We start from the raw sequence: 13,564 nt of genomic DNA, 5'->3' as shown, positions 1-13,564 counted from the left end.
CTATAGTGTTGTGGTACTACTTATATATGTTTTTGTGGGTAAAAAGTGGAAAAACGATCTATATTTCTAGTATAGTTCTTCTGGTAGATTAATTCAACAATTCTGTAAATCGGAGATTTTACATCGATATTGAAGAATACCATGGTGTTTTTGGCGGTGCGTTATGATTCGAAAAATAAAGCGACAAAACCAGCTATGTAGTTGATTTTGTCGCTTTTTATGAAAATGCTTTTATGGATTGCACGACTTCAATACTGTTTCCAAAAAACGTGACTCTGTGCGGTGTGGTTCAATATTCCACGGCACTTTACCCTCTCCCGCAAAATATACATGGCACTCATATTGCATCCTCATCGAATTAGTATTGTTCCACTTTTCATCTATGCCGTATTCGCTCTCAATTACATCAAAAGAATGTTGAATGCGCTGTTCATCCAGTTTCCCATTCTCTTTTTTGAACGCCGGGAATTTTGGATAAATACTCAATGAAATTGTGCCTTGTCTATCAATCCACTCAATCTTTTCAAAGTAATGGTCTTTGCCAAACTTTGAATCAATCCCGCCGATTTGCTCATCCGTCTCTTGATCCCCGATACTCTCATCTTCAGTTACGTCTTTTTCTCCCTCTGCCCCATCTCCATTATCCACTTCAGGCTGTTCGGGGATGATTTCATCTTCTTCTAGTGGGGATTCCTCTATAGGAGCAGATTTTTCATAAATAAAATCCGAATTTCCTTCTAATTCTTTTAAACCTTCTTCTCTTTTATTTTCAGTAATCACATTGTCTTTATTACTAAATCTTCCTTTTGTCATGACATCAGGATGATTCCACTTACTATTGAAAAAATCAATTGGTGTCTCTTCAACGCCATATTTATCGGCATTTTGTTTTGTATTTGTAAACCCTATTACATAAGGAATGAGCCCAGGAGCTTTTTTATACTTTTCCACTAGCTCCCATAACCTCTTGTCTTCTTTCTCTTTAAGTTGTATTCCTGTTGCATAACTAAAGTCCACGAAGTATTGATCAATGCTTTGAATATGCTTATCAATCAATGCACCATAATAGAATTTATTCTTTACAAACTTTCCATTCACAATATCGTAAAATGCAGGTCGGTACATCGCATCTACAGCATGGAAAAGACTCATATCTCCAGTCTTCAAGCCATACTCCATTAACCCATTTCTAGATCTGTCCCCGGTGTATCCTTCTAATGCTTTGAGAACATCTTTCCGCGTAATATGTGCCTCCTGATACTTGTTCAGAACCTTTACACTTTCTTCGGCTGATACTTCTACCACATTTCCCGAAAGCCCAGTCGACAGTACCAACCCTGCTGAAAGTATCCATATACTCGCAATTCCTCTTACTCCCTTAAGACCCGTCAATATTCCATCCTTTTCTCTTATTATTCTCAGTTATCGTGGCATAATCGAAACATGACTATCATAGGGATATGATTGGAAATAGTACTGCTTTTAGGCACTTCTCACGATTTTGAACAAATTATGGGTACATGTGAAGACATCATCTATACCTGATTTCACCATAGTAGCAATAGATTTAGAATACCTAGTACGTTTATGAGAATGGAGCGGTAAAATTAGTTAAAGTAGTACCAATTGAAATGGTCGGCGGGGTATTCGATTGTTCTATAATAATGTCTAGTGGAGAAAAAGAGGGGTAAGCGAACATGTGGAATCATCGGGTGCTGAAGTTTGGTCCTTAGAATTTCATGTCGTTACCCATGGGGAGAAGAAAAAGAACCATTGCATTCTGGCATTGACTACCTTTTAGGAAGGGGCTTTGTGGTGTTGGCAGCAAAAGCATAGGTGAAAGTGAATATTAAAAACAACATTGTAAAAGAAAATAACCTCAATCTCTTCAAATTTATTCAGCTCTCAATATTTGATAACCTTCTAGTATTATAAGCATAATTATTGATACGATATATTTCTGAATTACACCAAATCTATTTATATTATAGGTATTTTGGGTAGTTTTTCGAATCTAGGTTACTGCATTGGTGATATGGAAGGGTATTTTGATGTCGACGTTCCCTTCTTCATGTAGTTCAGTAGTTCAAAACTTATTATCATGGAAAGGAACGCCTTTTATTTTTTCTATTCACAAGCAATTTTTTATTGAAATATCTAATCAACCAATCAATCTACTCATTCATGATATGATGATAGAAAAAGAGAGGATGGTACCTATGAAAAAGATGAAGTCTATATATTTCCTGCTGATAATGTTTATTGCTTTTCTAACTGTATCGCCCATTACATCAGCAAACGAGATAGCGCCGTTTCCGAAAACACCAAGCCAGGAACCCACACCGATTACCGAACTTACGAATAAAAGTGCAAGTGGTATATCTTGGCAGTATGCACTTGAGGGGAAACCGAATGGCCTTACCGGCATCTCATCGCCTTTTATTTCCTATTACATAAAGATCACTGGGGATGCAGACTATGACCTACGTATGTTGGTGGATGGTGTTCAGGTTGGCGCTACGTACGATAAAGCATCAGGCAATTTAACTTATCAAACTAGTAACCTCACCGGGTCCCATGAAGTTGCAGTCCAGTTATATGTCTATGGGCAAAGGTACGATATCACAAAATGGTCATTTACTGTGGATCCTAACCCGGTAAATCCGTTCGAAGCAAAAAATCGAAACTTGCTCAATGCTGTCCAAGATGAGTCGATTTTAAGGTTGAATAAATATCGTGCCGCCCTTTCCTTACGATATTATACTGTCTCAGTGAACTTACAAAAAGCGGCACAAGCACATACCAACTATTTGGCATCCAATAATGTTACAGGTCATGGAGAACAACCGAATGGAGTTGGATTTACAGGCAGTCATCCATGGGACCGTGCAAGCTATTTCGGTTTTGACGGGAATGCTGGAGAAGGTATCACATATCAAAAGAAAACGGGAGCAATGGGCGTTGATGATTTGATGGATGCACCATATCACCGATTAAGCATCATTGATCCACGTAATCGTCTGGCAGGTACAGGCTATAATAATCGCGGGGATATCGTCATCAATTATGGTAGCTATACTGAGCCGGACCAAAAGGCAGAAGTCGTCGTCTATCCATATGACAAGCAAAAGGATGCAAAAGCCTCTTGGTATGTTGCGGAAAATCCGAACCCTTTGCGCTTTTGGGGAATAGACAGAGTGCATGTTGGCTATCCAATCAGCTACGCTTACTTTACGAATGAAAGCAGCGATCAGTTGATCGTAGATAGTCTATCATTAAAAGACGGGAATAACCGGAATATCTCGTTTTACGACGTTACACCGGATAAGGATAATGAAGGGAAACATCATGTATTTCTAATACCAAAATCACCGCTTGTACCTGGCCAGACATATTATGTAGATGTGAACGCGCACGTAAAAGATAAAATGGGTGAAAATAAGGACGTTTCCCGTTCTTGGTCCTTTACGACAGCTAATTCCATTGCAGTGCAAGATATTTATTTTACAAAATATCAAGGGACTAATTTCATAGGCGTAAATTTAGATAGTGGAGAAGATCCAGATTCAATAGTGACGATAGAGAAAGATAGCCAACTGTTTCTTAAGTATGAAGGCCGTATGCAATGGACATATCAATCGATTGTGGCGGGTGACTATATCTTAACGATAGAAAGTCCGCTATTCCAAGAGAAAAAGAAAATACCGATCACCATTCAGAAAAACAATGAAATTCGGTTTGATGGAGATGGAGATTGGCAAGTACTGTTCACAGAAGAGCAACCAGGGACGATTGATACAATGCCGCCCCAGTTAACTGGAATTGAAGATGTGACCATTGGACTCCATGAACCATTCGATGCAAGAAAGAACATTACAGCGTATGATGATATTGATGGTGATTTGACAAAATCCATCGTTATAGAGGGCGTAGTCGATACAAGTAAAGTCGGAATCTATAAATTGACTTATAAAGTTTCAGACCAGGCAGGGAACGAAACTGTGAAAGTCCGAATAGTTACTGTAGTAGAGCCTAATGATGGTTACACTTTCTGGGAATCTGAGAAACCTGTCCCGTCCAATAAAGATTGGACGATCCAATTTAGCAAAGAAGTCGATTCAACGACCATCGATTTAAATACGATCTATGTTCATCATAATCAACAAGAAGTGTCAGGCATTAAAGTCATGGTGAACGAAAATCGGAACTCGGTAACTGTCAAAGCTCCTGAAGCGGGGTATAGTAAAGGGCAAACCTATTACTTGTATATTGAAGGTAAAGTGAAATCTAGTTCGGGTGATACATTGAGCAAACCGATAAAATATAAGTTTACTATAGAATAATGGAGTAAATTGTAATCCGATACAAAGAAGCCCGGCAACCAATTGTAGTAGGTTGCCGGGTATTTCTTTGTTTAAATTCCTATTTTTACTCGCGAGCAACCCTGCTTTATAACTAAAGATTAATCAATACTTGAGATTTGAAGTACAAAAACAAAAATAACGACAATGAATGCAGAAGAAGCTTTTGAAGAGGTCTATGGGATGAGATATTTTGATCTTCAGAGGTATCTAGTAGAAAGAATCGTCTTTAAGTTGGGAAAGTATAAAAACACTTGAAGATGGACGGTAGTTCGTGGAGCAAAGAGATACTACTCATCAGTTTACTAGTATGAGATACATTGATTTGTGGGCATTAGTAAAGACCTTGAAAACAATTAACAAATGTAATTAAACAAGGTATCTTAGCGACATTAATGATTACGGAGTAACTTATTATTAAACTCTGCCTTCAGATCAGGGAGTCTGGGTTTATTTCGATTAGGAAGTAGTCATTAGTCGGAAAAAAGAATGATAAACCTTTGTAAAGGTATATGGTACAATGAAACTATTAATTTGTATTTGAATTCCAGTCATGAGACTTTGGTGATAGAGTAGTTCTACTATTCAATCCTTATAGAATGTTCATATAGGCAACTTACATATGGTAAAATTGAGTCTAGTGAAATACCTTTTTTAATTTAGACTGAAAGAGTTCGTTATTCTATCGACAATTTCAGATTCCCTCGGACATTTGACGTGGAAAAGCAGAGTGGAGGATACAACATGCTTGATAAGTTTCTTTGGAAAAAATCGGAGCCAATGATACTTGATGATTTTTCAGATAGATTGGATATAGCTTTGCAGAAGGAGATGCCGGATCACGTGGCCATCATAATGGATGGAAATGGTCGTTGGGCGAAGCAACGCAATCTTCCTCGGGTTGCTGGCCATCATGAAGGTATGAAGACAGTCCGTAAAATTACCCGTTTTGCGAATGAACTCGGCATTAAAGTATTGACCCTTTATGCGTTTTCCACGGAAAATTGGAAGAGGCCGAGATTTGAAGTCGATTTCCTAATGAAGCTCCCGGGAGAGTTTCTAACTACATACTTACCCGAGTTAATAGAAGAGAATGTTAAAGTGGAGATGATCGGCAATTTTGATGCGCTGCCGACGCATACCCAGCAAGCAATTGAAAATGCAAGGAAAGCAACGGAGCATAATGATGGTCTCATATTGAATTTTGCCATGAACTATGGAAGTCGATTGGAACTCGTAAATGTTGTAAAACGTATAGGTGAGTTGGCGATGACAAATCAGATTGAATTGGAGGATATAGACGAATCCTTGATTGAGTCATGTCTCATGACATCCCATTTGCCTGAGCCGGATCTATTGATTCGTACGAGTGGTGAAATTAGGCTTTCGAATTTTATGCTTTGGCAGCTTGCTTACGCAGAATTCACGTTTACCGATGTCTATTGGCCAGACTATAACGAGCAATGCCTCTTGGAAGCAATTGAAGACTTCCAACTGCGCAATCGTCGGTTTGGGTGTGTAGATGAAGAAAAAAAGGGGATAAATCGAAAAATTAGATAAGAATAGTAGAGGGCTGTCCTTATTGGACATCCCTTTTATTTATCTACAGGTAGTAGAAAAACATGAAACAACTTCCTTTTTGCTGATTGATAATACCTAATCGATAGATTACTATTAGGATTAATGGCTTGATTATATAGTCACGCCTACATAAAGGAGGTTGAGTAGATTTGGGGAAATTAAAAGGTGGCATTTTTCGCCTATTGTGTGCAATATTGCTCGTGTTCACAACAATTGCACCATCTCTTGCTGTAGCTAATAGTGAACCTATTGAGTACAGCATTATTGTTCATCCAGGATCAGATAGTAGGACTATCAACTGGGCTGAAGGGAGGATGATATCAGATTATGAAACAACATATTTCAACTCTGTATCTCTGGATAACGGAAGCGTCCTGCTAACTGGGAAAGCCTATACCGTTAGTTCAGATCCTTACCGAAAAGTATTAATATCACTCGATTATATTGATAATGGTGAACACTATCATTTGATAGAAGAGATTGCGGTTTCTGATGAAACGGCTGAATTTACAATTCCGGCTCATGACATTTTATATGAAAGTAATATTTTACCGGATATTGAAGCTTTTTCGGATATTAACGTGCAAATGTTCTATTATAACGATCAAAAAACTCAGAGTTCTAGTTTATATCTTGATAACAACGTACGATTAGTGTCATCAGGTCCATTTACAGCTCCTTTGTCGATACAAGGAAAATTGGATGGAAAGAAGTATCTTCTAAAAAGCCAACTGATATTGGGACAAGATGTAACTCTTTCAAGTTTGCTAGGAGATAGCTCCGAGCTAACAATTGAGGGTGATTATGAGTCCTTACTTTTCTATCAAAGTGAAACTCAAACTCATTTCAATTTGTTTAAAGATGAACAAGAAACAGTTGTCATTGCCAATGGAACCTATGAAGTATCATCCTATATAAATGGCATCCGCTGGACCAGCACTTTTGACGTTAATGGTAATAATACAATTATCTTACCGACTGAGCCAGATAGTTTAGACTTCGAAAACGTAAATCATCATGCCTATGATACTACAGTGAATTTAAACTATAATCTGCAAATGAAGTCTGGAGATTTCCAAGCTGACTCATATAACTCTAGTAGTCCAGTATCCTTTGTTTTACGTAACGATGAAGGTGTGGTTACTGAATGGGAAAGTTCATATTTGCACGGGGATAAAGAATTAGATGCAATCAAATCCGGTTCTTATATACTCGAGGCGGCTCTTCAACTAAATGGCAAGACGCTGACAGCATCTAAAGAATTACATATCAATTCCGCACTAAACACGTTAAAGGGAACTGTCATTACAGCTGAAAACGCGACAGGTTCTCCGTTGGAATCAGGAAAAGTTGTGCTCTATGAAATTCGAAGTTATTCCGGATACAAACAGGTGCAGCCGGTAAAAACAGCAGAAGTTCAGTTGGATAATGGTATTTATGAAACATTTATTCCGGATGCATACGTGCTTGATGGGAAAGAGTATTTGCTCACCCTTGTCAATGATAAGGAAAAGATTGCGTATACAAAGAAATTTATTGGTCAATCAGATAAGAATATTCATTTCTCGGCCGAGGATCTAAAACCAATTGGAGTGAATGCGGGAGTTCTTGAGACTGTTAATACAAAAATTAACCTTGGTGAATCAGATGAGAACTATTATTCGCGCTTAATAGAACTGGATGGAAATGAATGGAGTATTTCCAGTGATCTTCAGATTCAAATGACATGGATCGGGAAAGACGCTAATAATAATGGGTATATTTGGTCGGATATCGTAGATGAAAATCTAGGGAATGTTGATCTTACGAATGAGGAATGGCAATCATTAAAACCGCTTTCAAGCTACCCTAATGCAACGTTAGGATTTATATCTGAAAAAGAGCAGTATAACGAGTTGCGGCTGGGCGGAAGTGAGAAAGAGGCTGCACGGACTGTCCGTTTAGTTGTATATGATGAGGAATTCTTTTATTCGAGCAATGTATTAGTGTGGAGTGGCTCAACTGAAGAAGTACAATTCACTCCGAGTATAGGAACAGCTAGCTTCGATGAAAAGAACAACATATTCTATATTCAATACATGAACCAGGCACATCAACAAATGGTGATTAACAGCGGTCAAAATGGCGAAGTGCTTAAGCTTGTTTACGGAATCTTCGATGAGTCAAATGAGCAAGTCGGGGAGTCAATCAATACTGATCAACTGAATAGCCTACCGTTGACATCACCGTTGCCAAAGGGTACTTATACACTAAAATTATTACGTGCAAACTTTGACCAAGACATTGCAGCCCTATCTTTAGATATTCCATTTGTTGTTTTAGGAGAGGGAGCTCAAGAACCACAACAATCTCTTCTATCGAAATTATTCTTCGATACGAACACAGCATATGGAAAATTCGAAGGGCATAGCGGTTCTATTAGGGTGAGAGAGAAGCCGCAAGCAGGCAATTTTACACCATATACTTATTTTTATCCGAATTACCCTGCGGGTGATTTTACTGCCTATAACAACCTTATCATTAATCCATCCGCGGAATACGAAGTACAAATGAGATTGTCTAATAATGAACAGTCGACTTTTGTTGTAGATGATGTAGTAATGACTGGAAAAGAGCTATTGGAGAATCGCAAAGATAACCCATTAAGAATCTCAGAAGACCTTCAGCATTTGAAAGTGGTCAATTCTAGCGAGCGCTCGAATTTGCAAATGGAGCTCCGAAATGTTGACCAAATGGGTGACACGATTCATACCTATTCTAATAGTGGGGCTGGATTCAATATATACTTACCGAATGCCACTTACGTTGGCAGCTTTATATTGTTTGACGAAAAAAATAATGTCAGCATCGTGCCTTTGGAAGAGTTTACAATAGAGCAAGACGAAGAAATTGTTTTTAATGATGAACTATTTACAAAATACACGATTATGGCGGATAAGAAAAACCAATCTATTTTTGGTTTTCAAACAACCGAAGGTCATTCATTCCTATTTTCACCGGATCGTATTTTCAACTCTGTTTCCTACCCACAAAATATGAAAGGGAGTATACAGCTATACGTAGCAGATAAAGAACAGTATTCAACCTTATGGGGTTATAGGGTAGTATTGCCCGAAGGAGATTATGGAGCAGAGAAACAATTCTCATTCTCCAATCAAATTCAAGGGAAAATCCATGATGTAAGAGTTGAGTCTGTCCCGAATGGTTATATGATACGTCCGATTTATTCCCTGATGGCGGGTGAGTTAAACGTTCGCACTATCTATCAAGCAGTGGAAGGTGATAGGTTAAGTGCATTAGGAGAAAATGAACCTATTCGAGATTACATTGGCCTATTTAATAGTTGGAATCAAGTATCCGCTACAATCTCACTCATTGATGAAGCTGGAAAAGTCATTTGGAAATCCGAAGAAACTTCTGGATATGGGCAAAACCATTATTTACAGTCTGTTGAACCAGGTACCTATACAATCCAAATCCATATTCCGACATCGTCAGGAAAGTCGATCAAGTTGACTGAAACAGTCGTATTAGATGCTGATGGTTCTCCATTCATCCAACTGACGACTCCGAAATATGGAACAGTGACTGATGAGGAAAGTGTTACTGTAGCAGGATCAACGAATCAGAATGCTACCGTAATGTTGGAATTGCATAAAGACGGTACAGTAATTGACAATGTTGAAGTTGTTGCAAATGACAAAGGTTCATTCTCATATAACTTCAATGAACTTGACGAAGGAAGTTATAAAGTAATTGCTAAATCAGCTGGAAAAATAGCTGAAACAGCATTTACGATTGACCGGACGCCACCAGATGCTGTAGCCAAAATTAGTTTGGAGGATAAACGTGTAAATGGTGGACTCCTTCAAATTGGAAGCAAGTTGAAAGTCTTGATGGAAGGTTCCTATGAAGCAGGATTCAAAGCAACTGCTACAGTAGTTGTAGATGGAGCCGAAAAAGAGATTGCGCTTACTTATAACGAAGAAAGCAAATCCTATGAAGGCGAGTTTCTCGTTGAAGAAGGCATGAAACTTGTTGAAAGCATCACTGGTTTTATCACGGACGGAACGGGAAAAACAGACGAACTGACACAGGAGTATAAATGGGCAGTCGGATCTACCGTTCAAGGTAGTGTAAATGATGGAAATGCTGTTGGACATGCAACCGTCAGATTAATTTCTAGTCGAACATATTCTGCAGAGACCGACGCGTCAGGGAATTTCAAAGTAAAAGGGTTACCGGCAGGTACGTATAAGGTAACTGTATCAATCGGTGGAAAGTCGTATGCTAAGGAATCAATTGTCGTAGGGGATGCCGTTATTATGAATCCTTTAAATTTGGAGATTCCAGCTACGTCAAATGCCGTTTTCTCTTTAGTAGACAAAGGAACGGAGAGTGCCATAAAGGACGGTTTAAATCTCCGATTGACAGGCCCTAATGGCTTTATTGCCTACGGTACTTCGGTTAATGGGAAATTCAAGACATATGATGGAAAAACCGAGTTCGCAAATCTTCAGGCGGGTGAGTATAGACTGACTGTTTATGGTCAAGGTGCCTACTTGACAACGAACTCAACAATTAATCTGAATCAAGATTTGAATGACTATCTTGTCGAAGTAGAAAAGCTAGATGTTATTGAAAAGGATATAACAATTTCACTTCCTAATGATGTCGATGAAGTGAGCTCAATTTCACTTCAGAGCTACACAACTTATAAACAACATCAATATAGTGGGATAGGAAACTATTATTTCTATAATATAAAGAAAGACATGAATGGAAATATCGTTCTGAAAAACGTGGCAATCGCGGAGGATTATGAGTTGCATATCGATACTGAGGGCTATATGTCCTTCAATCAACAGGTCGATTTGACGAAAACACAGAACTTTGCGGTTGAGCTCGAAAAAGGACGTGTTATTTCTGGTATCGTGACGGATAGTCAAGGGAATCCTGTTCCGAACATAGATGTTTATGCGTACAGTGAAAATAGTTACCGTTCAGCTAAGACGGATATGGATGGAAAATATGAATTGATTGGTCTGCCGAAAACGGCTGCCATTCAAGTTAACATATATTCACAGATCTATCTTGCTTATAATGACACGATTAAAGCGGGTACAGAAAATGCGGAATTAGATATCCAATTAGCTAAGTCTGCATCGATTACTGGTAAAGTTGTGGATAGGAATGGGTCACCACTTAGCGGCGTTTCCGTTTCTGCTAGTAGCCCGAACTCCTATGGCTGGGGAAGAACCGCGGATGACGGTACTTTCACGATTACTGGATTGGTAGATACGAAAGTATACGATCTCACATTTACTTCATATGGTTATCCTTCTGTTACAGTAGAAGGAAGAGACGCTGGCGATGTGGGGACAGTTTATTTACAAGCTGAAGGAGACGGAGATTTTGAAGGCGCAGGCAACTTCTTAGCTGCTGCTAAATCAGCAGTCGTTCCTGCTGAGGAAGTACAGTTCACTTTGTCTTATCGCAATAATGGGTCTACAGAAGCTAAAAATGTTCCAGTGCATATTCAGTTGCCAAACGGCTTGTCGTTAATTTCAAATTCTACGACTTTAAACGGTAAGGGTGTAGATATTTCGAGTGATACGATTATTATCCCGACTATAAAGGCCGGCGAATCAGGTAAAATTACCTTTACCGGTAAAGTTGCCGATGATATTGCTGATCCTTCACTGACGACGACTGCACAAATAACGGAAAACGGTTCAATTATAAGTGTGAATACTTCAGTAGTATTCGTAACGCTTGAGGCACCAGCACAAACCGGAACTAGCAAACTAAAAGTGTATGGTAACGCAAAATATGGTTCTAATGTGGAAGTTTACGCCAATAATCAATTAGTTGGTCAGACGAAAGTGGATGGCAAGTGGTGGTTCATGGACATCAAACTGCCTGTGAAAAGTTCTACAAATGCTCAAGATTTCACGTTATCCGCAAAAGTTACTGATGGAGACATTTCAACGATGTCAAAACCGGTTTCTGTAAAGTTTGTGCCTGACGTTCCGACAATAAAAGACGTGACGGTTTACGCTGGCTGGAATGGCGATGTGAAATTGAATCCTTACACCGGAATCGCGACTTTCGCTATTACTGAACATACACCCTTGCACACGGAAATTGTGTTTGATAAAGAAGTGGACAGCGCGAAAATCACTTTCCTAGGAAAAGAATATGATCTTAAGAAAGGACAGGACAATAAGTTTACGTTTGATGGAAATAGGCTTGGCCGATGGACGTCTTACGGTGAACAACTGCTTCAAGTTACATTCAAAAAAGGCGACATGGAAGTAACTCTTCCATTGATGAATATTATCGTACTTATTGACCCATCCGGCTTTGTATTCGAAGGCAGCATGGAAAATCCTTTGGAAGGTGTTCAAGCAGTCGTCGAAACAAAAGTTGGAGATAACTGGGTACAATGGGATGCTGAGAAATACGGTCAAGTGAATCCCCAAGTAACAGATGAAGCCGGTCGATATGGCTGGGACGTTATTACGGGTGAATGGCGAGTTATCTTCACGAAGGATGGCTATGAGCCATATATCTCACGTGTGATGAATGTTCCACCACCGGAAACTGAGTTGAATATCCCGATGGTACGGATTACTGACCCAGCGGTTACGACAGCAACAGTTTCCGAAAACGATATGACAGTTAAATTTGATCGCTTTATGAAAGTAGGTAAACAAACTGTCCAATTGTTTGAAGCGGGAAGCGATGTGCCAGTCGAAGGAATGGTTCAAGCGCAATCGCTAGCTGGCTATAAATCTATTTCAACGCCTGCTGATAAACAAGCAGGATTCATTGGAAAAGACTCCAAGGGGGAAGATGGATTCTTCTCGGTTGATTCCGATACAAATGTTGCTTCTACTTTCACCTTTATACCGGCAGTTGCATTGAAAGCAAATACAACTTACCAGTTGGTTGTAAGTGGAGAAGCGGAAGACTATGCAGGAAAGTTATTGGGAGAAAGTACAATCTTTGAATTTACAACTTCGGGAGATCCGAATGGTGGAACTGTCGTAACGAAAATGGAAGAGTTAATTGACCAATTGGATGAGTACTCACCGCAATTTGAGCAGGAGCTTATCGGAGCTAATGCAATGTACAAAGACTTGAGTGATGAGGCAAAATTACTCGTTACAAATAGTGGGAAATTAACTCAAATGAATGAGCTGTTCACAAAGCGTGATGAACTTCAAACAACTTACAATATGTATAAATCATGGAAGCCTCATCTAACTGATAAGAATGTGTTGAAACCATGGACCATTACGTTTAGTGCAGATGTTGACTCCAAGAAGACAGACATCCCGGTTTATGTATACGATCGATACGGTAGGAAAGTAGAAGGTGTCAAAGCAGAAGTAAATGCAGATAAAATTGTTCTGACACCTTCCACCCCTTATCGAAAAGATCACGTGTATTATATTGTAGTGAGCAAAGACATTAAGAGTGCAACTGGAGCCACCTTAAAAGAAGGCGTATTGGCAACTTTTACAATTGAATAAAACGATGAAATGGCCCTGCTTCCCAACTTGGGAGGCGGGTTTTTTTATTCCCATGTATAAGTATCGACCTTACAAAACAGA

4 protein-coding genes are annotated in these 13,564 nt (G+C 39.1%); 3 read left to right on the top strand and 1 reads right to left on the bottom strand.

Annotated elements, in window-relative coordinates; genetic code table 11:
- Positions 1–231: 231 nt before the first annotated feature.
- Positions 232–1,392 (bottom strand): DUF2599 domain-containing protein, encoded by a 1,161-nt coding sequence (locus ACR65H_RS00585; RefSeq protein WP_440498114.1) that lies wholly within the window; start codon positions 1,390–1,392, stop codon positions 232–234.
- An 827-nt stretch (positions 1,393–2,219) separates the two neighbouring features.
- Here ACR65H_RS00585 and ACR65H_RS00580 point away from each other — a divergent pair.
- From ACR65H_RS00580 to ACR65H_RS00570, 3 genes are all read left to right on the top strand, one after another.
- Positions 2,220–4,343, top strand: coding sequence for an immunoglobulin-like domain-containing protein (locus tag ACR65H_RS00580; protein WP_440498113.1), 2,124 nt, complete (start codon positions 2,220–2,222; stop codon positions 4,341–4,343).
- A gap of 798 nt (positions 4,344–5,141) precedes the next feature.
- A complete protein-coding gene (gene uppS / locus ACR65H_RS00575) occupies positions 5,142–5,921 on the top strand; it encodes an undecaprenyl pyrophosphate synthase (RefSeq protein ID WP_440498576.1) in 780 nt (259 codons plus the stop codon).
- A 170-nt stretch (positions 5,922–6,091) separates the two neighbouring features.
- Complete coding sequence (locus ACR65H_RS00570) at positions 6,092–13,483, top strand: carboxypeptidase regulatory-like domain-containing protein (protein WP_440498112.1); 7,392 nt, start codon at positions 6,092–6,094, stop codon at positions 13,481–13,483.
- Positions 13,484–13,564 lie beyond the last annotated feature (81 nt).

Source organism: Sporosarcina sp. SAFN-015 (assembly GCF_059415085.1).
This window is presented reverse-complemented; position numbering and strand designations above follow the sequence as displayed.

Coding starts and splice junctions, on each gene's coding strand:
- ACR65H_RS00580 (WP_440498113.1), top strand. CDS start 2,220: ATGAAAAAGATGAAGTCTATATATTTCCTGCTGATAATGTTTATTGCT.
- uppS (WP_440498576.1), top strand. CDS start 5,142: ATGATACTTGATGATTTTTCAGATAGATTGGATATAGCTTTGCAGAAG.